The organism is Pontibacillus sp. HMF3514 (genome assembly GCF_009858175.1).
GTDB lineage: Bacteria > Bacillota > Bacilli > Bacillales > BH030062 > Pontibacillus.
The window spans coordinates 2,513,049-2,537,047 of the sequence record NZ_CP047393.1 but is presented as its reverse complement, the minus strand read 5'-3'; the positions used below and the strand labels follow the sequence as shown (position 1 = coordinate 2,537,047).

The following is a 23,999-nucleotide window of genomic DNA, read 5'->3' as shown; positions in this document are numbered from 1 at the left end:
CCGAATGGATCTAAACGAGATACAAGACCCGTCATTTTTAAAAGAATGCTCGAATGAAGAACTAGAAAAGTTAGCCTCTACTGTGAGAAACTTTTTAATTGAAAAGCTTTCTGTTACAGGTGGTCACTTAGGTGCCAACTTGGGAGTAGTCGAGTTAACGCTTGCTCTTCATAAAGTATTTAACAGCCCAGAGGACAAGTTTGTCTGGGATGTGGGTCATCAATCTTATATACACAAGATTTTAACAGGTCGTACAGGCCAATTTGATACACTGCGTCAATATCAGGGCCTTTGCGGCTTTCCAAAGCGCAATGAAAGTGAGCATGATGTATGGGAAACAGGACATAGCTCAACTTCATTATCAGCGGCTATGGGTATGGCGATTGCTCGTGATATGAAAGGTGAGGACAACTCCATTGTTCCCATTATAGGAGATGGAGCTCTCACAGGTGGTATGGCGCTTGAAGCGTTAAACCATATCGGAGACGAGAAGAAAAATGTAGTGGTTATTTTAAATGATAATGAAATGTCAATTGCTCACAATGTTGGTGCATTGCACAACGTATTAGGGCGCATGAGAAGTGCACATAAATATCACTGGATGAAAGATGAAATGGAATGGTTGCTCAAACGTATTCCAGCTGTAGGTGGACGTCTTGCAACGGTTGCTGAGCGTATGAAAGATAGCATGAAGTATTTCATGGTTCCTGGAATGTTCTTCGAAGAACTCGGGTTTACCTATTATGGACCGGTAGATGGGCATAACTTTGAGGATTTATTTGAAAACCTTGAGTATGCAAAGAAAACAGAAGGACCTGTACTCGTGCATGTTATGACGCAAAAAGGTAAAGGATATCACCCTGCTGAAACGGATCAAAAAGATAAGTGGCACGGTGTTGGTCCTTATAAGATTGAATCAGGTGAGAAAATCAAGGCAACAGATGCTCCTCCTGCTTGGAGTGATGTCATTAGTGAATCCTTACGTGTTATTGCACGTAAAGACAATCGACTTGCTGTCATTACACCTGCAATGATTCTTGGATCTAAGCTTGAAAAGTTTAAAGAAGAATTCCCAGACCGTTTATTTGATGTTGGGATTGCAGAACAGCATGCAACTACGTTATCTGCTGGCATGGCAACACAAGGTATGAAGCCATTTCTAGCGATATATTCAACGTTTTTACAACGTGGATATGACCAACTCGTTCACGATGTGTGCCGCCAAAACCTGAATGTGATGTTTGGTATTGACCGTGCAGGACTCGTTGGCGCAGATGGTGAAACGCACCAAGGCGTTTTCGATGTTGCCTTTTTACGTTCCTTACCAAACATGACGCTCATGATGCCTAAGGATGAAAATGAAGGCCAGCACATGGTTCAGACAGCAATGGAGTATGATGATGGTCCGATCGGAATTCGTTACCCAAGAGGTAATGGTTTAGGCGTAGAAATGGATAAAGAATTGAAGAGCATTCCTATTGGTTCTTGGGAAGTACTTAAAGAAGGTAAAGATGCAGCGATTTTAACGTTTGGTACAACAATCCCAATGGCTCTTGAAGCAAGTAAAGAACTTGAAAGCCAGGGCTTATCGGTTCGTGTCATTAATGCTCGATTTATTAAACCAATGGATGAAGCGATGCTACACGATCTAATGGACATGAATATGCCTATATTAACGATAGAAGAAGCCGTTCTTAAAGGTGGTTTTGGTAGTGGTGTTCTTGAATTCGCTGAAGAGAATAAGTGCCATAACCAGACGATTGAACGCATGGGTATCCCAGATCGTTATATCGAACATGGTAGCGTCAAAGAACTTTACAACGAAATCGGCCTGACAAAAGATGAGATCATGAAGCGTTTGAAACAGTTAATACCAGAAAAAAAGCAAAGGGCTTGAAGAGAAGATGCCAAAGAAAGTAAGACTTGATACCCTCCTCGTTGAACGAGGTTTAATTGAAACGAGAGAAAAGGCTAAACGAAGCATTATGGCTGGTTTAGTATTCTCAGAAAACATCAAGATGGACAAACCTGGTGTAAAGGTTGATGAAGCCATTCCACTTCATATTAAAGGAAAAGCTATTCCTTATGTGAGCCGAGGTGGGTTAAAGCTTGAAAAGGCGATTAAAACCTTTGACCTTTCTCTTGAGGGCAAAATTTTAATTGATATCGGATCCTCAACTGGAGGTTTTACCGATTGTGCTTTTCAAAATGGTGCCATTCAAAGTTACGCGATTGATGTCGGCTACAATCAACTGGATTGGAAGCTAAGGAATGATGAACGTGTAACCGTAATGGAACGCACAAACTTTCGTTATGTAACACCAGAGGATTTAACAGAAGGAACACCAAATGTTGCATCAATTGATGTTTCCTTCATTTCCTTAAAGCTAATCTTACCTGTACTTGCGACACTTATTGAAGAGGGTGGAGATGTAGTTGCCCTTATTAAGCCCCAATTTGAAGCGGGTAGAGAACAGGTTGGTAAAAAAGGGATTGTTCGGGATCCAAAAGTTCATAAACATGTACTGCAAAATATTTTAGATTTTGCAGTTGAAAAAGGGTTTTCTGTGGAAGAAGTTACGTATTCACCGATTACCGGGGGCGATGGTAATATTGAATTCTTGGCCCATTTACGATGGAGTGGGAAAGAAGGAATCTTAAACCCTGATGTCGAAGTGGAACGTATCGTACAAGAAGCTCACGAAGCCCATTCATAAACAATACCAGGAGGGGCTACATGGATATGTGGCCCCCTTTTTTATTCCTACATATTTATAAAACGTAAATGATGAAGTTAATCAAATACTGAATAAGGGAAGAAACGAGGGAGAGGCATGAACAAAGGACAACGGCATATCAAGATAAGAGAACTTATTGCTGAAAATGATATCGAAACACAAGATGAGTTAGTGGATCGACTCAAAAGCTTAGGCTACAATGTAACTCAAGCTACGGTTTCCCGTGATATTAAAGAACTCCATTTGGTTAAAGTGCCTATGGTAGATGGCAGATATAAGTATAGCCTACCAGCTGATCAGCGCTTTAACCCTTTTGAGAAACTAAAACGACTTATGATTGATGCATTTGTAAGAATTGATACAGCGGGTCATTTTATCGTTATGAAGACATTACCCGGAAATGCGAATGCGATCGGCGCATTAATTGATAATTTAGAATGGGATGAGATTTTAGGAACGATCTGTGGAGACGATACTTGTATGATCATTTGTCGTACAGAGGATGATTCGGTTCAAATTCGTGATCGATTCCTGGATATGCTCTAATCATTATATAAAGTTGAGGTGCTAGCTTGTGTTAGCTGAATTATCCATAAAGGATTTTGCAATTATTGATGAAGTGTCCATCACTTTTCGAGAAGGTTTAACAGTGCTTACAGGTGAAACGGGAGCAGGTAAATCCATCATTATTGATGCGATTCAACTGTTGGCTGGCGGCAGAGGTTCAGCTGAATTTGTACGATATGGGACGAAAAAGGCTGAAATTGAAGGTTTGTTTTTTATAGAGGATCATCAACATAAAGCTTATGATAAAGCGCAACTATTCGGTGTAGATATTGCTGAAGATGGGATGCTTGTTTTAAATCGTACAATAAGTTCCAATGGCAAAAGCATTTGTCGTGTAAATGGAAAATTGGTAACCCTTGCGATCCTAAAAGAATTTGGGCAATCATTAATTGATATACATACCCAACATGAGACCCAATCCTTAATGGATGTCGAGCGTCACATTGAATTATTGGACTTATATGATCGAAATCAAATCATACCAGCTAAAGATGACTATCAAGACTTATATAAAGAGTTCGAATCATTAAAAAAACGACATAAAGAATTAAGCGAAAACGAACAAGAAATGGCTCAGCGATTGGACTTATTGGAGTTCCAATACCAAGAACTCGAACAAGCTAATCTCCAGCCCGGAGAAGACGAACGCTTAACAGAAGAACGAAATCGTATGGCGAACTACGAAAAGATCTTCAAAGGCTTAAATGACTCCTATCACGCTTTGTATGGTGAACAAAAAGCATTAGATTGGTTGTCACATGCTTTATCATCTCTTGAAAGTGCAAAGGATTATGATGATGACATTGCCACTAAGGTTGAAGAACTCTCCAATCATTATTATCTTGTCGAAGAGCTCGCTCATTCTATGCGTAATCAGTTAGATACAATGGAATATAACGAAGATGAATTGAACTCCATTGAATCAAGGCTGAATGAAATCAATCGTTTGAAGAAAAAATATGGCGAAAGCGTTGATGACATCATTGAATATGCTTCCCGTATTGAAGATGAAATTGATCAAATTAAAAATAAAGACACGCATGTAGCCAAACTGGATCAAGAGATTAAGGGAAAAGCGGAGGATGTAGCATTAGAAGCTAAACACTTACATGATCTTCGCGTACAAGCCTCTAAAAGCCTTACAGATTCTATTCATGAGGAATTAAAGGATCTCTATTTAGATAAAGCAGCTTTTGGTGTGGATTTTCAAACAACAAATGGATCTGAAACGGATCCTTTAATTGACGGAAAACATGTCAAAGTTGGACCAAAAGGCTACGATATTGTGAAATTTATGATTACGACCAATCCAGGTGAACCGTTAAAAGACATTCATAAAGTAGCAAGTGGTGGTGAGTTATCTCGCTTCATGCTAGCTCTTAAACGGATCTTTTCTAAACACCAAGGTGTAACAAGTGTGATTTTTGATGAGGTCGATACAGGCGTCAGCGGACGTGTTGCGCAAGCTATGGCTGAAAAAATATATGGAATTTCAGCTTCCTCATCTCAAGTACTCTGTATTTCGCATTTACCCCAAGTAGCAGCGATGGCAGATACACATCTTTATATACGTAAAGAAGTAGAAGATGACCGCACAAAAACAATTGTCGATGAGCTGTCTGATGAACATAAAACAGAAGAACTAGCTCGTATGATTAGTGGTGCAGAAATGACAGACACTACAAAAGAACACGCCAAAGAACTTTTAACTCTGGCGGATAATACCAAAGAACAATACGCATAAAACTGCTGATTCAGCAGTTTTATTTTATGGAAAAAGATACATTAAATATACATGTTTGATTAAATCAACGCTTTTCAGATTATTCATGGAAATAACACTGCTAAATAGGAAATAGTCGCTTGTTTTTCTGTAGTTTGCAGGGTTTAATTTTGACGCAGGAAGGTCACATTAAAGAATACAAAGATAAATAAAAATTAGGTATGGGTTAGGAGCGAGGAGAGTGAACAGCTTGAATGTAACAGAAATATGCCGTAAGACAATAGGTATCTTGCTCCTATTAGTACTTCTCATTGCACCGTTTCTTAAGCCAGTACAAACGTATTTGTCCATCCCTAATGATATCACCCTGTTCAAAGGTCAAACACAAGAGCACATTCCCACATTAGCTTCAGGAACCATGAAAGTAAAAGCAGGAGACAAAATTGTTTCCCAACAAGCAAATGCATTAATGGGGAATGACGTTGGAGACAGTTCCGTTATTTATGAAATGGCCGGACTGCCTGTAAAAAAAGTCAATGTGAAAGTGTTAGATGACTTTAAGGTGATCCCTGGAGGACAATCAATAGGTGTTAAATTAAATACACTAGGTGTTCTCGTTGTAGGCCACCACTTGGTTCAAACAGAAACAGGTAATGTATCTCCAGGTGAAAAAGCAGAAATTAAAGTTGGAGATATGATCATTAAAATAAATGGTCAAGATATTAAAGAAATGAAGGAAGTAGCACCATTTGTAGAAGAAGCCGGTAAGGCAAATGAAGCATTAGATGTAACCGTAAAGCGTAATGACAAAACATTCGAAACAAAATTAACGCCAAAATACGATCAAAAAGATGAAAAATACCGTATTGGGCTTTATATCCGAGACTCAGCAGCAGGTATTGGAACGATGACGTTCTACCACCCTGAGTCAAAAAAATATGGTGCCCTTGGTCATGTTATCTCTGATATGGATACGAAAAAACCAATTGAGATTAACAAAGGCACAATTGTTCGATCGAACGTCACTTCTATTGATAAAGGAAGTAATGGTGTTCCGGGAGAGAAACACGCCCGATTTTCAAATCAATCGGATCGCATTGGATCCATCACCCGAAATAGTCCTTTTGGAATTTTCGGTGAGTTAGATAGTCGAATTGATAATGGGATCATGGATAAGCCAATGCCTATTGCATTATCCCATCAGGTAAAAGAAGGACCTGCGCAAATTCTAACCGTTGTGAACGGTGAAAAAGTTCAAAAATTCGATGTAGAAATCGTAACATCCGTTCCACAAAAGTTCCCAGCAACTAAAGGAATGATTGTAAAAATCACAGACCCTAAATTGCTAAAGCATACAGGTGGCATTGTACAAGGAATGAGTGGTAGCCCGATTATTCAAGATGGAAAAGTCATCGGCGCTGTAACTCACGTATTTGTTAACGATCCAACATCAGGTTATGGCGTTCACATTGAATGGATGCTAAACGAAGCAGGGATCAACATTTACGAAACAAAACGAAAAAAAGCAAGTTAACGGAAAAGACAGGCGGACCTGTCTTTTCTTTTTTTAGTGGCATCGCCTGAATATGAGTGGGGATCGCCTGAATCCAATACCAAATCGCCTGCACTAACTGTAAACACCCTGCAAATGACATAAAATCGCCTGAATCATCAAGATAAGCAACCGAAAATGTCATTAAACACACATATCTCGTCCCCATCACACATATAAATTCAACAATAGATCGCAAATGTCGTCACTTAATCCAATGAAATTTTCAGAAAAGAAAAATAATTGTAAACTTTTTGTTCTTTTCGTTGCCAAACATATCCATTGTGTTATAATGTACTAAAGATTTTTCGACAAATACATAATTCAACACGCTAAAAATGATGAAATATATCGAAATTCGGAGAAAACGTAAGCAAATAGAAGGAAATTAGAAAAAACTTAAACTTTTTCCAATAAAAAAAGGAATTTTAGAACTTGTGTCGAAATTTTATTGTGGAGAAGAAACGAGACGAAATTGTTAAGAGGAGGAACTATCGTGGAGAAGATTAAAGTTTGCTTGGCTGATGACAACAGAGAATTGGTGCATATGCTTGAGGACTATTTTGAGGATCAACCGAATATTGAGGTCATTGGAACGGCTTACAACGGTCAGGAATGCCTGGAGATGCTCGAAGAAAAAGATCCTGATGTGTTACTTTTAGATATCATCATGCCTCATGTGGATGGTTTAGCTGTTTTAGGACGAATGAAAGAGTTGAACAAATCGAAGTTTCCAAACGACATCATGCTAACTGCATTTGGTCAGGAAGAGGTTACGAAAAAAGCGGTTGATTTAGGTGCATCTTACTTCATTCTGAAACCGTTTGATTTAAATAACTTACGTGATCACATCCTTCAGGTAAATGGGTTAAAGCCGAATTTCGATAGCAATCGTTCCCGCGCTCAGCGCGATAGTCAGAAGGAAGAGAAGAAGCCTAATTTAGATGCAAGTATCACAAATATCATTCACGAAATTGGAGTACCTGCCCATATTAAAGGTTATATGTACCTTCGTGAAGCAATCTCAATGGTTTATAACGATATCGAACTTCTTGGTTCCATTACGAAAGTTTTATATCCAGATATTGCAAAGAAATATAACACAACAGCATCACGTGTTGAACGTGCCATTCGTCATGCTATTGAAGTAGCATGGAGCAGAGGCAACATCGAATCCATTTCCTCCTTATTCGGTTACACAGTTTCGATGACAAAAGCAAAACCAACTAACTCAGAGTTTATCGCGATGGTGGCTGATAAGTTACGATTAGAACATATGGCATCATAAAATAAACATAAATAATGGATTTATGATCTTCATAAAGATGAATTTTATCATTCTTAAATAAGCGAAAACAAGCCAAATAAAAGACTGCTCCCTACTGAGCAGTCTTTTCATCTTTTCCGTATTTTTTATGGTGGTGACGTTTCTTCGGAATAAAGTCATTCTCTTTCATCATTTCGTAATGCTTTTCCATCCATTCCATCTTTTTATCTGCTTTTTCAGATGAAATGACCCCAAACTCTTCGTATTTCATAATGATTTGTTTTTTCGTTTTTAGCATTTCCTTATACAACGTATCCAGTTCCCTTTTCTGTTCCTCAGTTAGCTTTACTTTTTGCACCTGTTTCATATCTTGTTCAGGTTCAGCTGATACATCAGTAAAATTCATTGAAAATACACTTACACTAAATAAAACGGCTAATCCGAATTTAAATAATTTCTTCATCTCAAGAATCCCTCGCAATCCAATTATTTTCACACATAGTATTACCGTAGAATGACATTTTAGGTAAGGAAATATAAACCATTCTATCTTTAATTTATTATCCCTTTAATTCATTAAAAGAAATTTATGGTTACGTCTTACTTTAGAGAGGATTTCATGATAAGATTAAAAATTATATGAATTTTTAAAATGAAGTGGTGAGAACAGTCATGAGAGTAGCAAAATTTGGTGGTAGCTCAGTCGCAAATGCAGCTCAGCTAAAAAAAGTAGGAAATATTATTACATCCGATCCGAGTCGTAAATTTGTAGTTGTATCTGCGCCGGGTAAGCGCTTTGATGAAGATACAAAAGTGACAGATTTATTGATCAGTTTAGGTAAACAAGGGGAACAAAATAAACCCTATCAAGATGAACTGAAGCAAGTAATCGATCGTTTTGATGAAATGCTAACCGAATTAGAACTGACTAAAGAAATTCTTAAGGAAGTGGAAGATAGTTTAGTTTCCATCATGGAAGGCGAAACGGTCTTTAATCATAAAATGGATGCGTTAAAAGCGACTGGTGAAGATACATCAGCGAAGATTTTAAGTCAGTACTTAACTTCAATCGGGCACCCAGCTTCTTATGTGCATCCACAAGAAGCGGGCATTATCGTAAGTGATGAACCTGGGAAAGCACAGGTCCTTGATGAAAGTTACGATAAGCTATATCAGTTACGTAACCGTGAAGGCATTCAAGTAATCCCTGGCTTTTTTGGATACACACTTGATGGTGAGCTTATGGCGTTCCCACGCGGTGGCTCCGATATTACGGGTTCCATCGTTGCAGCAGGTGTTAAAGCTGATCTCTACGAAAACTTTACAGACGTGGATTCCGTTTATTGTGTGAATCCAAAGATCGTTGATTCTCCAAAAGAGATCTTTGAATTAACGTATAAAGAGATGCGCGAGCTTTCCTATGCAGGATTTTCAGTGTTCCATGATGAGGCGTTAATCCCTGCTATTAAAGCTAAAATACCTGTAGCGATTAAAAATACAAACAACCCAAATGGACGTGGGACAGTCATTTCAGCTGAACGTTCATTGACAGATGATGGCCCTGTAGCTGGTATTGCGAGTGATACTGGCTTCTTAACCATTTACGTGAGCAAATACTTGATGAACCGTGAAAAAGGGTTTGGTCGTCACTTATTCCAGATTTTAGAGGAAGAAGACATTTCTTTTGAACATGCTCCTTCTGGAATTGACGATATGTCTGTCATCATGCGTGAAGGGCAGTTAACCTCTGAGAAAGAAGAGGTTGTATTACGTCGCATTAAAGATGAGCTACGTGTTGATCAGGTTTCCATCGAACGCGATCTTGCCCTTATTATGATCGTAGGTGAGGGAATGCACCGCATACCAGGTGTTATTGGAAAAGCTACACAAGCTATTTCGAACGCTACAGTTAATATTGAGATGGTGAACCAGGGTTCTTCTGAAGTATCTATGATGTTTGGTATTAAAAAGAATGGTATGGAAGCGGCTGTACAATCCCTATATAGAGAATTTTTTGAAGCGTAAGAAAAGTGTAAGCGCCCGTTTTTGAGCGCTGGAACTAGACATAAAAAAGAGCTGAAGCCTGTTACATAAGGCTTCAGCTCTTTTGCTTTTCTGTAAAAGATAAGAGATCTTGCACCGTATGAATTTCATTCGGTAACTGATGTAAAAGCTGTTGAAATAATTCAGCTGTCATCGTAGCATCATTTAAAGCATGATGTCTGGCAAGCTTAGTGATTCCGAAGAATGGAATCATAGTATCTAATTGGTGTTTTCGATTTGGATACAGCTTCTTCACGATCGTTTGTGCATCAATAGAATGTGGAAGTCGATCAGGTAGCTTCCAACGTTTTAGCATCGTTCGTAAAAACTTCATATCGAAAGCTGCTGGGTAAGCAACTAGAACAGATCCTTTACTGAACTCTAAAAAAGCTGATAGAGCTTTAAGGATTGTATCGCTTTCTTCTAGCTCTTCCTCTGTTATACCTGTTAATTGCTGTGTACGCTTTGTAACTCGTCGAAGCGGTTTAACATGCATATGGAATCGCTCGTATTGGATCTGATGAACACCTTGTATGCGAATGGCACCAATTGAGATAATCTCGTGTCCCAATTCAGGGAGTAAGCCTGTCGTTTCTAAATCAAAAATAGTGTATGGTGCTTCCATAACAGATTCAGATAAAAGTTCCTCACTTGTACTTAAGTTCTCAAGCTGTTTTTTTAATTGGTGATAAGCATCTGTTTCAAAGAACGGACGCATCTTCAAGCTAACGATATGTCGTTCATAAAAAATATACTTTAAAATCTCTATATCAATCGGAAGCATTAGACCACCCGATTTCGGTTGTAGCTTAGCTCAAGTACTTGTTGGAGTCGCTTCGCAATCATTAGAGCATCACGTAGTGTCTTTTTATCTTCCTTGGATAACACCGTGACGCTAATTTCATTTGATAGTGGTTGTTCATTTTGAATTTGTTTTAAGTTTTGTTGAACACGGAATTTCAACAAACGGTGAAGAGCAAGTTTTGCATTTTCCACATCGCGATGGTGGAAACGTTCGTGCTCTTCCAATGTTTCAAGTCGTTTGATGCTATTGATATCATCTATTCCGTACTTAATTGCATAGATGCGGACGGCGTTCACAATTTGCATAATTGCCGACTTTTTCAAGTTCACTACACGCGTTTTCCCAGTACCATGAATACGACCAAATGGCTGAACAGGTACTCGGAAACGAAGAGTGTCCTTCATGAGCAGCTGTTGCAAATTAAGGGAGCGTTTAATCTTCGCGGTAACAAATTCACGTAATTCATAAGCTAAGGTGAAGTCACCAACGATTGGTCGGAAATCAACAAAAATGGTGAAGTCACGAATCTCTTCAGCATCCATGCGCTGAATCCATTGTTGAATGGTTTCCCTCCAACTTTGAAAGGAGTGTCGCCATTTTGGTTCCTTGGCCATAATGCCTCCAGTACATAAAGGGAAGCCACACGACTCAAGCATGTAATTGATTTTCTCTGAAAAGATCTGAAAATATTTCTCAATCTCATCTTTGTTTTCCAAGTGTTCGTAGTCCGATAATATTAAACCGTTATCCTGATCTGTACTGAACGCTTGCTCTTTACGACCTTCGCTTCCCATTACGATAAAGCAGTAATTAATCGGTGGCGTCCCATAACCTTCTTCAATCATAGCTTCCTCAGCAATATGAATCACTTGCTTATGAATTTCATCATTATAGCTGGAGATCAACTCACATACGTCATAAGCAAGCATTTGATCCTCTAACAATTGCTCAACGAATTTCTGGAATTCTCGATTGTATCGAGGGGCAAGGTTTTTCAATTGCTCCAGTGTTGATGTTTTCGCAATTTGATAGCGAAGGTCGAAGTAAACAGAGTTTTGCATTTTTAAGAAGGATGTCTGTCTGATCAGCCCAACAACTTTTTGCTTATGAAGTACAGGGATAATGGCTGCATGATTGTGTTTTAAAAATGAGAGGGCATCATAAATGAAGTCTTGCTCTGAAACGACGTAAGGTTCTTCCTTCACATATTCCTTGATGGGGTTAGAAAAATCTTGATTGAGATAGGCTTTAAAAATGTCCTGATAATTCAAAACGCCTTTACAATAATTCTCCTCATCACAAACGATTAAGCCTCCAACTTGCTCCTGTTGCATTTGCGATACTGCGTCTTGTAGAGATGCGTCTTCTTGAATGATAGAAGGTGATTCAGAGTACGTCACAATACGTTGTTTGAATAGATCCCGCTCATAATCTCTCTCAGATTGATCAGAGCTTTTATATTTAATCTCCTGGTACAAGCTTTTCATGAGGTTACTAATCCCCTCAATCACGATCTGTGAAAATGCTTGGTTTTCAGCCATTACTTCAAGGAAATGCTTTTTATGAAAGCGTAAAGCCTTCGTTTCTTCAATCGCCTGAACAGAAAATTTCATTTCTCCACTAGTTAGCGTAATCATCACACCAACAAGGTCTCCTGGGTAGTAGTAACGAACAGAAAGTTGCTTTCCGTTTGAGCGGTGCATAATATTTTTTGCCAATCCATTCATGACAAAATAAATATCGATATCATCTTCACTCTCGTCTTCATGAAAGATGAATTGATTCTTCTTAAAAGTGCTGAGAGATGCACCGTCAAAAATCTTTTTATACTGTTCCTCATTCAATAAGGTAAAAGGATATTGTTGTTTAAAGATTTCAAGATATTCTTGCATGCGCAGCGTCCCTCCTTGCTTTTATGTTCTGCTATTAAATGAAAAACCTTGCATATCACGCAAGGTTTAAGATCTGTTCTCAAAACGTCCTTTGGTTTTCTTTCGTTTCCGATCACGGTGTAAAATGAAACCACCAATAAACCATAAGCCAACACCGAAGAATATAAGGCCAGCGGTGAATTGGATCCAGAGTTGAAAGAAAATCGGATTTAAAACACCGAATAAAGTATCGCGCATGATTTTGATGCCGTAAACTGCAAGGGCACCAGGAAAGAATAAAATAATGATAGCAATCAATCGTGCCATAGTTCTGTTCTCCCTTAATGAGGTAATTCGATTCATTTTTTCGCATTTTGGTTCCATTGGTAGTATAGCAAAGCACACGGCAATTTAATAGGAAAAAAGCGTATACATGATTGCTTGCTAAAAAATGCACAGTAGTATATAGTGAAGATATGCAAATACTTGCAAGGTGATGATGAATATGAAACGTGTGCTCGTCGTCGGTGGAGGAAAAGGCGGAACAGCATTACTTACGTTATTAAGTCAAACGGCTACAATGGAGATTGTGGCTGTAATCGATATTAATGAAGAAGCGCCTGGAATCAGGCATGCCAAGGAAAACGGGATTCAAACCGGTCAAGATTGGAAGGTTTGGATCCATGAAAATATAGATATCGTCATTGAAGCCACAGGTGATGAAGATGTTTTTGAAGAGCTTTTGCAGGCTCGTCCCAAGAAAACTGTCGTCATACCAGGATCGGTCGCCTACATAACGTCTGAGTTACTTGAAGAGAAGAACAACCTTCTCTCAGAATTGCAGCGACAAACAAACAACCAGGAACTTATCCTGAACTCGATTCATGATGGCATGATCGTCATTAATGATCGTGAGGAAGTTACCTTTATCAATCGTGGAGCCGAGCGAATTCTTGGAATGAAGCGTCAACATGCTCTGGAAAAACCGATTAAAGACCTAATTTCAACGTCCAGGCTTCCGCATGTTTTAAGGGTTCGCCGGAAGGAAGTGAACCAAAAGCTTGAACTGGAAAATGGGCGAAAGCTTGTCACTACACGAATTCCGTTAATCGGCCCTAATGATGAATTAATGGGAGCGTTTTCGGTATTTAAGGATATTACGGAAGTTGTTGATTTGGCGGAGGAGCTGACAGACTTAAAAGAAGTCAAAACCATGCTTGAAGCGATCATCAACTCTTCAGAAGAAGCGATATCTGTTGTAGATGAACATGGCATGGGGATTATGATTAACCCAGCCTATACGAAAATAACGGGTCTCAATGAAAAAGATATCGTTGGAAAACCTGCAACAGCAGACATCTCAGAAGGTGAAAGTATGCATATGCGCGTCCTTCAAACGAGACGTGCTGTTCGAGGTGTCCGCATGAGTGTCGGGCCTTCTAAAAAGGAAGTTATCGTAAACGTTGCACCGGTAATAGTAGATGGAAAGTTAAAAGGAAGTGTCGGGGTTCTTCATGACGTTTCCGAAATTCAATCCTTAACGAGTGAGCTAAAGAAAGCTAGACAGATCATTCGTAATCTTGAAGCCAAGTACACCTTTGATGACATTGTTGGAGATTCATCTGAGATGAAGCTTGCCTTAGAACAAGCAAAAGTCGGAGCGAAAACACCAGCAACGGTCCTGTTACGAGGTGAGTCTGGTACAGGAAAAGAGCTTTTTGCTCACGCCATTCATAATGAAAGCGAACGTCGCCATAATAAATTCATTCGAGTTAATTGCGCAGCCATTGCAGAATCTATTCTAGAAAGTGAGCTTTTTGGTTATGAAGAAGGAGCTTTCTCAGGTGCGAAGCGAGGCGGTAAACGTGGGTTGTTTGAAGAAGCGAACCACGGGAGTATTTTTCTAGATGAAATTGGTGAACTTTCGCAACATATGCAGGCAAAACTCTTGAGGGTTTTACAAGAAAACGAGATCGTTCGTGTAGGGGGTACAAAACCTACTTCCATTAATGTCCGGGTGATTGCAGCAACGAACGTGAATATGGAAAAAGCGATTATGAATCGTACCTTCCGAGAGGATCTCTATTATCGGTTAAACCGTTTACCAATCTTCATACCTCCATTACGTGAAAGAGTGGGGGATATCGGGTTGCTCGTAAATCACTTGGTTCAAAAGCTTAATCAAGATTATGGGCGTAATGTTACACGAGTCAATGATGAAGCTCTTCGTTATCTGGAAGGATATAATTGGCCAGGGAATGTCCGAGAGCTTGAAAATATCATTGGCCGGGCGATGATTTATATGCACTTAAACGAAGAAGTTATTCAACTCACCCATATTCCGGAATTGTGGCAACATCCGAAATCGAGTGAAGATACTGATGAAGAGCCGATTGTTGAAGGTTGGAATGGAAGAACTCTTCAAGATTCGTTGGATGCTTATGAGAAGAAAGTTCTAATGGAAGCATTTCGAGCCAATCAGTTTAATAAAACACAAACAGCCAAGAGCTTAGGGATCTCCATTCGTAACCTCTATTATAAAATGGATAAGTACGGAATTGACAAACATAGCATGCAAGATTTTTCATAGAGAGAAAGAACTTGCATAGTTGCGAAGCCTCCAGTAAAGCGCTTACATGAATGTGGTGTTGGCATGGTTTTTGCAACTATTAAGAAATAGATCAGCAAGAAAGGTGACAAATATGAAATTATCAACTTTACTTGAAAAAGTAAACCGAGAGAATAAACGCAAGGTAGCCGTTGCTCAAGCAGCTGACGAAGAAGTGTTGCGAGCTGTTCAGCACGGTCTTGAGCACGATCTTGCTCAATTTGTTCTCGTGGGCGTCCAATCTGACATTGTAAGAATTGCAGAGGACATTTCACTAAACATCCATGATCAAAATCTTGAAATAAAGGATGTGGGACATGGAGAAGACGCAGCTTTAGAAGCCGTGAAGCTTGTGTCTCAAGGTGAGGCAGATGTTGTGATGAAAGGCAACATTGACACCAAAGGCATTATGAAAGCCGTGCTACACAAAGAATATGGACTTCGAACAGGGAATGTCCTTTCACATGTAGCTGTGTTTGAAATTCCAAATCGCGATGAATTGCTTTTATTAACCGATTCAGGAATGAACATAGCTCCTACACTTCAAGAAAAATCACAAATCATTTCAAATGCCGTGCAAGTTGCACATGGTATTGGAATGAGTGAGCCTAAAGTAGCGCCACTGGCAGCTGTGGAAGTGATTAATCCTTCTATGCAAGCTACCCTTGATGCTGCAGCTCTAACCCAAATGCAACAAAGAGGGCAGATCAAAGGCTGTATCGTTGATGGTCCTTTAGCTTTTGACAATGCTGTTTCTAAGGCAGCGGCCGAACAAAAAGGCATCCAGTCAGAAGTAGCTGGTCAGGCTGATATTTTATTAGCACCTGCAATTGAAGTAGCTAATGCACTCTATAAATCATTTATGTACTTTGCAGATGCAAAAGTAGCGGGACTGATTAGCGGAGCAAGAGCCCCAATTGTTTTAACATCTCGCGCTGATACAGCAGAGAGTAAATTATATTCATTAGCGTTAGCATTACTGACGTCTGAGTAATCATTCTGAGGAGGAATTACAATGGAAATTTTTAGCTATATGGAAAAATACGATTATGAGCAACTGGTGATTTGTCAGGATAAAGAATCTGGATTAAAAGCGATTATCGCGATTCATGATACGACACTAGGACCTGCGCTAGGTGGTACGCGTATGTGGACTTATGATTCAGAAGCGGATGCTATTGAAGATGCATTACGTCTAGCAAAAGGAATGACATACAAAAACGCAGCTGCTGGCTTAAACCTAGGTGGCGGTAAAACCGTAATCATGGGCGATCCGAAAAAAGACAAAAGCGAAGAACTATTTCGCGCGTTCGGACGTTACATCCAAGGACTAAACGGCCGCTACATTACTGCTGAAGACGTTGGTATAAACGTAGCTGACATGGATCTAGTTCATGAAGAAACGGATTATGTAACAGGGCTCTCTCCTGCATTTGGCTCTTCTGGTGATCCGTCTCCAGTAACAGCATACGGTGTTTATCGTGCTATGAAAGCATCAGCCAAAGAAGCATTCGGATCTGACTCTCTTGAAGGAAAAGTTGTAGCGGTTCAAGGTGTTGGAAATGTTGCCTACAAAATGTGTAGATACCTTCATGAAGAAGGCGCAAAGCTAATCGTTACCGACATTAATGAAGAAGCTGTTCAAAGTGCTGTAGAGGAATTTGGCGCAGAAGCTGTAGGAACAGAGGAAATCTATTCTGTTGACTGTGATATCTACGCGCCGTGTGCACTAGGTGCGACGATTAACGACGAAACAATCCCTCAGTTAAAAGCGAAAGTGATTGTTGGTTCTGCAAACAACCAGTTAAAAGAAAACCGTCATGGTGACCAGATCCACGAAATGGGCATTGTGTATGCTCCAGACTACGTTGTGAACTCTGGTGGCGTTATTAACGTAGCTGACGAACTTTACGGCTACAATCAGGAACGTGCTATGGCAAAGGTAGAGAAAATCTACGACAACGTAATGGCAGTATTCGATATTTCACGTCGTGACAACATTCCAACGTATCAGGCTGCTGACCGTATGGCAGAAGAGCGAATTGAGAAAATGCGCAAAACGAAATCTACTTTTTTACAGAATGGCCATAACATCTTAAGTCGCCGCTAAAACGAAGGCACACATCACGAAAGGTTGTTCAAAAAGTCCGGGAAAAATAGCTCTCGAATCTCTGCGTCAGCTTGCTTTTCCGCTACTCACGTATTGGAAGCATACGCTCCGTTACTCAAAGCTGCGCTTCCTTGATCTTCTCGGCTCTTTTTGTCCTCCTTTTTGAACTTTTATTAGAAAATATATTTGGAGGTCAAGGTCTTGCAACAACATTATCGAATTTTAGTTATCAACCCAGGCTCTACATCTACGAAAATTGGTGTTTTCTCTAATGAACAATGTATTTTTGAAGAGACAATTCGCCATAGCGTAGAAGAAACAGCTCAATACAATCGGATCATTGACCAGTATGAATTTCGCAAAAATACCATCTTAGAAGCTCTTGATCATGAAGGAATGAATATATCCAAGCTAGATGCCGTATGTGGGCGCGGAGGCCTTCTTCGCCCCATTGAAGGCGGCACATATGAAGTAAACGACGCCATGATTGAAGATTTGAAAATGGGCTTCAATGGTGAACATGCTTCGAACTTAGGTGGAATCATCGCAAGTGAAATTGCAAGTGGGCTTAACATTCCATCCTTTATCGTTGACCCCGTCGTAGTAGACGAACTAGACAATGTAGCTCGCTACTCAGGCGTTCCGGAAATCCCACGCAAGAGTATTTTCCATGCTTTAAACCAAAAAGCAGTAGCGAGAAGAGTGGCTAAAGATCTAGAACGTCCTTACGAAGATTTGAATATTATCGTGACACATATGGGTGGCGGTATTACAGTAGGAGCTCACAAAAAGGGCCGCGTTGTTGATGTGAACAATGGTTTACACGGAGACGGGCCTTTCTCACCTGAACGTGCAGGAACGGTTCCAGCTGGTGACCTTGTATCCCTGTGCTTCTCTGGTGAATACTATCGTGAGGAAATCATGAAAAAACTCGTTGGACAAGGCGGGTTCATGGCGTATCTAGATACAAACGATGCATTAGAGGTAGAAAAGCGAATTGAAGCTGGAGATGAGGAAGCTGAGCGCGTGTACGATGCAATGGCTTATCAGATTGCAAAAGAAATCGCGCAAATGAGTGCCGTTCTACACGGAAAAGTTGATGCAATTGCATTAACTGGAGGATTAGCATACGGAAAAGAATTCGTAGCGAAAATCTCTGAGCGTGTGAACTGGATTGCAGATTGCCTGATCTATCCTGGTGAAAACGAATTACAAGCATTAACAGAAGGCGCGCTACGCGTGCTTCGTGAAGAAGAAGAAGCGAAAACCTATCCCAATCCTATTGGGTGAAAGGGGAGAAACCAATGGCTGAAGAGTATGATTTAGTCGTCCTTGGTGGGGGAACTGGTGGCTATGTAGCCGCCGTTCGTGCTTCCCAACTCGGACTTAAAACAGCAATTGTTGAAAGTGGAAAACTAGGCGGAACTTGCCTACATAAGGGATGCATCCCATCAAAAGCGTTACTACGAAGCGCAGAAGTGTTCAAGCAAACCAAAGAAGCGGATACATTCGGTATTGAAACTTCTGAACCAACCCTTAACTTTTTCAAGGTTCAGGAACGTAAGCAATCGATTATTGATACCCTTCACCAAGGTGTTCAAGGATTGATGAAAAAAGGCAAAATCGATGTGTTCGAAGGGTACGGTCGTATTCTTGGACCAAGTATCTTTTCGCCATCAGCTGGAACCATTTCTGTTGAATTGAACAATGGTGAAGAAAACCCAATGCTAATTCCGAAAAACGTTCTAGTTGCGACAGGTTCAAGCCCACGTACATTACCTGGTCTTGATGTAGACGAGCAATACGTGATGACTTCAGACGAAGCGTTATCCATGGAAGAACTTCCGAACTCCATCGTTATCGTTGGTGGCGGTGTAATCGGAATCGAATGGGCATCTATGCTAGCTGATTTTGGTGTTGAAGTAACGGTACTTGAATACCTGGATCGCATTCTTCCAACTGAAGATAAGGAAGTTTCGAAGGAAATGACCCGTCTGATGAAGAAAAAAGGCATTAAGGTCGTTACAGGTGCCAAAGTAATGCCAGAAACATTGAAAAAAGAAGACGGCATAGAGATCCAAGCTGAGCGTAAAGGGGAAAACCAAACATACACAGCAGATCGCATGCTAGTGTCTGTCGGTCGTTCACCAAACGTAACGAACATTGGTTTAGAAAATACCGATATCGAAACAGAAAACGGCGCAATCAAAACGAATAAATATTACCAAACAAAAGAATCTCACATTTATGCAATCGGTGATGTGATCGGCGGCATGCAGCTAGCACACGTTGCATCTCACGAAGGCATTATTGCTGTTGAGCATATGGCTGGAGAGAATCCAATGCCAATGGATATGGAGCAAGTACCATCATGTATCTACTCAAATCCTGAGGTATCAAGCGTTGGCTTAACAGAAGAGCAAGCAAAAGAACAAGGCTACGAAGTGAAGACAGGTAAATTCTCATTCAAAGCAATTGGGAAAGCGCTTGTACATGGTGAAACAGATGGTTTTGTCAAAATTGTAGCAAACAAAGAAAACGATGACTTACTTGGTGTCCACATGGTAGGACCTCATGTAACCGATATGATTTCAGAAGCTGGTCTAGCCAAAGTGTTAGATGCTACCCCTTGGGAAGTAGCTCACAGTATTCACCCACACCCAACCCTTTCAGAGGTTATGGGCGAAGCAGCACTTGCTGTAGACGGAAAACAAATTCACGGATAATAAGGAGGGAGCTATTATGGCTGAAAATCGCCATCAATCATTAGGTCTTTCAGATGAACAAGTATTAGACATGTATCGCACAATGCTTATGGCTCGTAAAATCGACGAGCGTATGTGGTTATTAAACCGTTCAGGTAAAATTCCATTCGTAATCTCCTGTCAGGGACAAGAAGCAGCACAGGTTGGAGCATCTTTTGCTCTAGACCGTGACAAAGACTATGTAGCACCATACTACCGTGACATGGGGGTTGTCCTTGCATTCGGTATGACAGCTCAAGATCTTATGTTGTCTGGTTTTGCTAAAGCAGAAGACCCGAACTCTGGCGGACGTCAGATGCCAGGTCACTTCGGTCAAAAGAAAAACCGTATCCTATCTGGATCTTCTCCAGTAACAACTCAGCTTCCACACGCAGTAGGGGTAGCACTTGCTTCTAAAATGGATAAAAAAGATTTCGTATCCTTTGTAACGCTAGGTGAAGGGTCTTCTAACCAAGGAGATTTCCACGAAGGGCTGAACTTCGCTGGAGTTCACAAGCTACCTGTTATTACAATGGTTGAAAACAACAAATACGCAATCTCCGTACCACAGGAAAAGCAGATTGCATCTAAAAATGTATCAGACCGTGCTGTAGGTTATGGTATGCCAGGCTACACTGTTGACGGAAACGATCCATTAGCTGTTTACGAAGCGGTAAAAGCTGCGGCTGATCGCGCTCGTAACGGTGAAGGACCAACTCTAATCGAAACGGTTTCTTACCGTCTAACACCGCACTCCAGTGACGACGATGACCGTACGTACCGTGAGCGTGAAGAGGTTGAAGAAGCGAAGAAAAAAGATTCTCTTATTACATTCAAAAAATATCTTCAAGATGCTGGTGTGCTAACAGAAGATAAAGAAAAAGAGATGGAAGAAGAACTTACAAAAATCATTAATGATGCTACAGACTACGCTGAAAATGCACCATACGCTGAGCCAGAAAGTGCATTGAAGTACGTTTATGCTGAGAATGAGTAAGGAGGGGAAACGACTATGCCTGTAATGTCTTATATACAAGCTGTAACGAAAGCGTTACAAGAAGAAATGCAACGTGATGAAAATGTATTTGTATTAGGAGAAGACGTCGGAAAACGTGGAGGCGTATTCCGTGCTACTGATGGTCTTTATGACGAATTCGGTGAAGAGCGCGTAATCGATACACCACTTGCTGAATCTGCAATTGCTGGTGTTGGAATTGGTGCAGCAATGTACGGAAAGCGCCCGGTAGCTGAGATGCAGTTCGCTGACTTTATCATGCCTGCTGTAAACCAAATCATTTCGGAAGCGGCTAAAATGCGTTACCGCTCAAACAATGATTGGAGCGCACCAATGACAATCCGTGCTCCATATGGTGGAGGCGTACACGGCGCACTATACCACTCTCAATCTGTTGAGTCTGTATTTGCGAATCAGCCAGGTCTAAAAATCGTAATGCCTTCAACGCCTTACGATGTGAAAGGACTATTAAAAGCAGCAATTCGTGATGATGACCCTGTCCTATTCTTTGAGCATAAACGTGCTTATCGTCTGATCAAAGGCGAAGTACCTGAGGATGATTACACACTTCCAATTGGAAAAGCTGATGTAAAACGTGAAGGTTCTGACGTAACAGTTATCACTTACGGTCTATGTGTAAACTTTGCGCTTCAAGCTGCTGAAAAGCTAGCTGAAGAAGGCATTGACGCACACATTTTAGACCTACGCACAGTGTATCCACTTGATCAGGAAGCAATTATTGAAGCAGCTAAGAAAACAGGTAAAGTGCTTCTTGTAACAGAAGACAACAAAGAAGGAAGCATCATCGGCCAAGTATCTGCCATTATCGCAGAAAACTGCCTATTTGATCTTGATGCACCTGTTCAACGCTTGGCTGGACCAGACGTACCATCCATGCCATATGCTCCAACGATGGAGAAATACTTCATGATGAATCCGGATAAAGTTGAACAAGCAATGCGTGATCTAGCTGAATTTTAAGGAGGGTTTGCATTGGCTAAAGAAAAAATCAATATGCCTCAGCTCGGTGAGAGTGTAACAGAAGGTACAATTAGCTCATGGCTAGTTGAACCAGGCGACACGGTTAATAAGTACGATCCAATCGCAGAGGTTATGACAGATAAAGTAAACGCAGAGGTTCCATCCTCTTTCACAGGTAAAATCACTGAACTTGTCGCAAGCGAAGGCGACACAATCGAAGTCGGCGAGCTTATGTGCTATATCGAAACAGAAGGAGGAGGCGAAGAAGCTTCCTCAGGTGATGCAGGCGAGGACAAAACAGAAGCTCCTGTTGAAAAAGAGGCTGTGGGCGATGCTGATGACCAAGCAGATGAAGATCAACCGATGAAAAAGCGTTACTCACCAGCTGTACTACGTATGGCTCAAGAGAACGATATTGATCTGAATCAAGTTAAAGGATCTGGACGTGGCGGACGTATTACACGTAAAGACCTTGAAAAGCTTATCGCATCTGGCGACATTCCAAAAGCAGGTGACAAACAGCCTGAACAAGCAAAACAAGAAGCTCCAAAACAAGAAGCACCTGCAGCACCATCTCAACCAGCAGCTGCAAGCGCACAACCTGCACCATCTGGCCCACAACCTACAGCGCAAGAAGGCGATGTAGAAATCCCAGTAACAGGCGTGCGTAAAGCAATTGCTCAAAACATGGTGAAATCTAAAACTGAAATCCCTCATGCTTGGATGACAGTTGAAGTAGACGTAACCAACCTTGCTGAACTACGCAATGCGAAAAAAGACGAGTTCAAACAAAAAGAGGGCTTCAGCCTAACGTACTTCGCTTTCTTCGTAAAAGCCGTAGCACAAGCACTTAAAGAATTCCCAGAGCTTAACAGCACTTGGGCTGGTGATAAGATCATCCAACGCAAAGCGATTAATCTAAATATCGCTGTAGCAAGCGGAAACCAACTTTTCGTCCCAGTCATTAAAGACGCAGACGAAAAGAGCATCAAAGGCATCGCAAAGGACATTACAGACCTAGCGAAAAAAGCCCGCGATGGTAAACTTACATCCGCAGATATGGAAGGCGGCACATTCACCGTGAACAACACAGGTTCATTCGGCTCCGTGCAGTCTATGGGCGTCATCAACCACCCACAAGCAGCAATCCTGCAGGTTGAATCCATTGTAAAACGTCCTGTATTCATGAACGGCATGTTCGCAGCACGTGACATGGTAAACCTATGCTTGTCCCTAGACCACCGTGTACTAGACGGACTTGTGTGTGGTAACTTCCTAGCTCGTGTGAAAGAGATTTTGGAGAATATGACGAAAGAGAATACTTCGGTTTATTAATTATAATGAAATCCCCCTTTGGTGGCTTTGGCTACTGTGGGGGATTTTTGTATTGAAGAGTTCGTTTGAGGCAGAACGCTCATATATAGGAAAGAATTGATCATAAAATTCAAGTTATGCTTATATCTATTTCGGGGCGATCATAACTTCGATAGATCACTCTTAAATTTGCCGTAACGCTCATAGATCACTGTCTGCCGCTCATAATTAAAATGATGAAAAGAAGGATATTTATATAAACCACTTATTTTATAGAGTTCATATCACATCCTATGCCCACATTTTGGACAAGATTTACGCGTTTCATCATGCTCATAACCACACTTGGGACATGTTTTATATGTTGTGCGAAGTTTTTTAGTGTGTACAGATTTTTGTAGAAGTTCAGATATATGTTTTTGATTATCTATGATAAGGTCTAATGCAAATAAAATTGCTGCAATACATGCTCCGCCAGTGACCCAAAATAAGCAACCCCAAAAAGATTTTGTTGCAATTCCTACTACTATGCTTGTGATTATTGCTATGATACCCATGACCCTAAGTACAGTATTCATAAACATCTCTCCTTACAAAACATCATGATCCTTATACATATTATTCCGTGAAAATACCCATTTACCTTTAACTAGATACATAG

Annotated in this window: 20 protein-coding genes; 15 read left to right on the top strand and 5 right to left on the bottom strand. The window is 40.6% G+C overall.

Features of this window, described 5'->3' with window-relative positions:
* Positions 1-4 precede the first annotated feature (4 nt).
* From dxs to spo0A, 6 genes are all read left to right on the top strand, one after another.
* Positions 5-1,897, top strand: a complete 1,893-nt coding sequence (dxs, locus tag GS400_RS13115; protein WP_160102466.1) for a 1-deoxy-D-xylulose-5-phosphate synthase — start codon at positions 5-7, stop codon at positions 1,895-1,897.
* Positions 1,898-1,904: 7 nt separating this feature from the next.
* Positions 1,905-2,717 (top strand): TlyA family RNA methyltransferase, encoded by an 813-nt coding sequence (locus GS400_RS13110; protein WP_160102464.1) that lies wholly within the window; start codon positions 1,905-1,907, stop codon positions 2,715-2,717.
* A gap of 117 nt (positions 2,718-2,834) precedes the next feature.
* Positions 2,835-3,284 carry a transcriptional regulator AhrC/ArgR gene (gene ahrC / locus GS400_RS13105; RefSeq protein ID WP_027448546.1) on the top strand — a complete coding sequence of 150 codons (450 nt, stop codon included), beginning with the start codon at positions 2,835-2,837 and terminating at the stop codon, positions 3,282-3,284.
* A 28-nt stretch (positions 3,285-3,312) separates the two neighbouring features.
* A complete protein-coding gene (gene recN, locus GS400_RS13100; protein WP_160102462.1) occupies positions 3,313-5,049 on the top strand; it encodes a DNA repair protein RecN in 1,737 nt (578 codons plus the stop codon).
* A gap of 220 nt (positions 5,050-5,269) precedes the next feature.
* Complete coding sequence (spoIVB, locus tag GS400_RS13095; RefSeq protein ID WP_370519688.1) at positions 5,270-6,562, top strand: SpoIVB peptidase; 1,293 nt, start codon at positions 5,270-5,272, stop codon at positions 6,560-6,562.
* A 514-nt stretch (positions 6,563-7,076) separates the two neighbouring features.
* The gene (spo0A, locus tag GS400_RS13090) at positions 7,077-7,868 is read left to right on the top strand and encodes a sporulation transcription factor Spo0A (protein ID WP_160102458.1); all 792 of its coding nucleotides are present in this window, start codon (positions 7,077-7,079) and stop codon (positions 7,866-7,868) included.
* Between the two features lie 91 nt (positions 7,869-7,959).
* Here spo0A and GS400_RS13085 read toward each other — a convergent pair whose 3' ends face one another.
* Positions 7,960-8,310 (bottom strand): DUF2680 domain-containing protein, encoded by a 351-nt coding sequence (locus GS400_RS13085; protein WP_160102456.1) that lies wholly within the window; start codon positions 8,308-8,310, stop codon positions 7,960-7,962.
* Positions 8,311-8,519: 209 nt separating this feature from the next.
* Here GS400_RS13085 and GS400_RS13080 point away from each other — a divergent pair, with 209 nt between their 5' ends.
* The gene (locus GS400_RS13080; RefSeq protein ID WP_160102454.1) at positions 8,520-9,872 is read left to right on the top strand and encodes an aspartate kinase; all 1,353 of its coding nucleotides are present in this window, start codon (positions 8,520-8,522) and stop codon (positions 9,870-9,872) included.
* A 73-nt stretch (positions 9,873-9,945) separates the two neighbouring features.
* Here GS400_RS13080 and GS400_RS13075 read toward each other — a convergent pair whose 3' ends face one another.
* From GS400_RS13075 to GS400_RS13065, 3 genes are all read right to left on the bottom strand, one after another.
* Complete coding sequence (locus tag GS400_RS13075) at positions 9,946-10,674, bottom strand: 3'-5' exonuclease (RefSeq protein ID WP_160102452.1); 729 nt, start codon at positions 10,672-10,674, stop codon at positions 9,946-9,948.
* Positions 10,674-12,587: a DUF294 nucleotidyltransferase-like domain-containing protein gene (locus GS400_RS13070; protein ID WP_160102450.1), complete on the bottom strand. Its 1,914-nt coding sequence runs from the start codon at positions 12,585-12,587 to the stop codon at positions 10,674-10,676. The genes GS400_RS13075 and GS400_RS13070 overlap by 1 nt, the downstream gene beginning before the upstream one ends.
* Positions 12,588-12,653: 66 nt before the next feature.
* Positions 12,654-12,893 carry a DUF2627 domain-containing protein gene (locus GS400_RS13065; RefSeq protein ID WP_027448537.1) on the bottom strand — a complete coding sequence of 80 codons (240 nt, stop codon included), beginning with the start codon at positions 12,891-12,893 and terminating at the stop codon, positions 12,654-12,656.
* A gap of 178 nt (positions 12,894-13,071) precedes the next feature.
* Here GS400_RS13065 and GS400_RS13060 point away from each other — a divergent pair, with 178 nt between their 5' ends.
* The 8 genes from GS400_RS13060 to GS400_RS13025 all read left to right on the top strand — a co-directional run bounded on the left by GS400_RS13060 (position 13,072) and on the right by GS400_RS13025 (position 23,359).
* A complete protein-coding gene (locus GS400_RS13060; RefSeq protein WP_160102448.1) occupies positions 13,072-15,156 on the top strand; it encodes a sigma-54 interaction domain-containing protein in 2,085 nt (694 codons plus the stop codon).
* 112 nt (positions 15,157-15,268) lie between these two features.
* Positions 15,269-16,168 (top strand): phosphate butyryltransferase, encoded by a 900-nt coding sequence (gene yqiS, locus GS400_RS13055; RefSeq protein ID WP_160102446.1) that lies wholly within the window; start codon positions 15,269-15,271, stop codon positions 16,166-16,168.
* Positions 16,169-16,189: 21 nt separating this feature from the next.
* Positions 16,190-17,284 (top strand): branched-chain amino acid dehydrogenase, encoded by a 1,095-nt coding sequence (bcd, locus tag GS400_RS13050; protein ID WP_160102444.1) that lies wholly within the window; start codon positions 16,190-16,192, stop codon positions 17,282-17,284.
* Between the two features lie 201 nt (positions 17,285-17,485).
* Positions 17,486-18,574, top strand: coding sequence for a butyrate kinase (gene buk, locus GS400_RS13045; RefSeq protein WP_160102442.1), 1,089 nt, complete (start codon positions 17,486-17,488; stop codon positions 18,572-18,574).
* A gap of 14 nt (positions 18,575-18,588) precedes the next feature.
* Positions 18,589-20,010, top strand: coding sequence for a dihydrolipoyl dehydrogenase (gene lpdA / locus GS400_RS13040; RefSeq protein ID WP_160102440.1), 1,422 nt, complete (start codon positions 18,589-18,591; stop codon positions 20,008-20,010).
* Positions 20,011-20,026: 16 nt separating this feature from the next.
* The gene (locus GS400_RS13035) at positions 20,027-21,025 is read left to right on the top strand and encodes a thiamine pyrophosphate-dependent dehydrogenase E1 component subunit alpha (RefSeq protein ID WP_160102438.1); all 999 of its coding nucleotides are present in this window, start codon (positions 20,027-20,029) and stop codon (positions 21,023-21,025) included.
* Positions 21,026-21,040: 15 nt separating this feature from the next.
* Positions 21,041-22,024, top strand: coding sequence for an alpha-ketoacid dehydrogenase subunit beta (locus GS400_RS13030; RefSeq protein ID WP_027448530.1), 984 nt, complete (start codon positions 21,041-21,043; stop codon positions 22,022-22,024).
* 12 nt (positions 22,025-22,036) lie between these two features.
* On the top strand, positions 22,037-23,359 hold the full coding sequence (locus GS400_RS13025; protein ID WP_160102436.1) for a dihydrolipoamide acetyltransferase family protein: 1,323 nt from the start codon (positions 22,037-22,039) through the stop codon (positions 23,357-23,359).
* A gap of 263 nt (positions 23,360-23,622) precedes the next feature.
* Here the strand turns inward: GS400_RS13025 and GS400_RS13020 are convergent, their stop codons facing one another.
* Positions 23,623-23,916: a zinc-ribbon domain-containing protein gene (locus GS400_RS13020; RefSeq protein WP_160102434.1), complete on the bottom strand. Its 294-nt coding sequence runs from the start codon at positions 23,914-23,916 to the stop codon at positions 23,623-23,625.
* Positions 23,917-23,999 lie beyond the last annotated feature (83 nt).

Bases quoted from the DNA above. Each gene is read 5' to 3' on its own strand.
- dxs (WP_160102466.1), top strand. From the start codon at position 5: ATGGATCTAAACGAGATACAAGACCCGTCATTTTTAAAAGAATGCTCG.
- GS400_RS13110 (WP_160102464.1), top strand. From the start codon at position 1,905: ATGCCAAAGAAAGTAAGACTTGATACCCTCCTCGTTGAACGAGGTTTA.
- ahrC (WP_027448546.1), top strand. From the start codon at position 2,835: ATGAACAAAGGACAACGGCATATCAAGATAAGAGAACTTATTGCTGAA.
- GS400_RS13085 (WP_160102456.1), bottom strand. From the start codon at position 8,310: ATGAAGAAATTATTTAAATTCGGATTAGCCGTTTTATTTAGTGTAAGT.
- GS400_RS13080 (WP_160102454.1), top strand. From the start codon at position 8,520: ATGAGAGTAGCAAAATTTGGTGGTAGCTCAGTCGCAAATGCAGCTCAG.
- GS400_RS13075 (WP_160102452.1), bottom strand. From the start codon at position 10,674: ATGCTTCCGATTGATATAGAGATTTTAAAGTATATTTTTTATGAACGA.
- GS400_RS13070 (WP_160102450.1), bottom strand. From the start codon at position 12,587: ATGCAAGAATATCTTGAAATCTTTAAACAACAATATCCTTTTACCTTA.
- GS400_RS13065 (WP_027448537.1), bottom strand. From the start codon at position 12,893: ATGGCACGATTGATTGCTATCATTATTTTATTCTTTCCTGGTGCCCTT.
- GS400_RS13060 (WP_160102448.1), top strand. From the start codon at position 13,072: ATGAAACGTGTGCTCGTCGTCGGTGGAGGAAAAGGCGGAACAGCATTA.
- yqiS (WP_160102446.1), top strand. From the start codon at position 15,269: ATGAAATTATCAACTTTACTTGAAAAAGTAAACCGAGAGAATAAACGC.
- bcd (WP_160102444.1), top strand. From the start codon at position 16,190: ATGGAAATTTTTAGCTATATGGAAAAATACGATTATGAGCAACTGGTG.
- lpdA (WP_160102440.1), top strand. From the start codon at position 18,589: ATGGCTGAAGAGTATGATTTAGTCGTCCTTGGTGGGGGAACTGGTGGC.
- GS400_RS13035 (WP_160102438.1), top strand. From the start codon at position 20,027: ATGGCTGAAAATCGCCATCAATCATTAGGTCTTTCAGATGAACAAGTA.
- GS400_RS13030 (WP_027448530.1), top strand. From the start codon at position 21,041: ATGCCTGTAATGTCTTATATACAAGCTGTAACGAAAGCGTTACAAGAA.
- GS400_RS13020 (WP_160102434.1), bottom strand. From the start codon at position 23,916: ATGAATACTGTACTTAGGGTCATGGGTATCATAGCAATAATCACAAGC.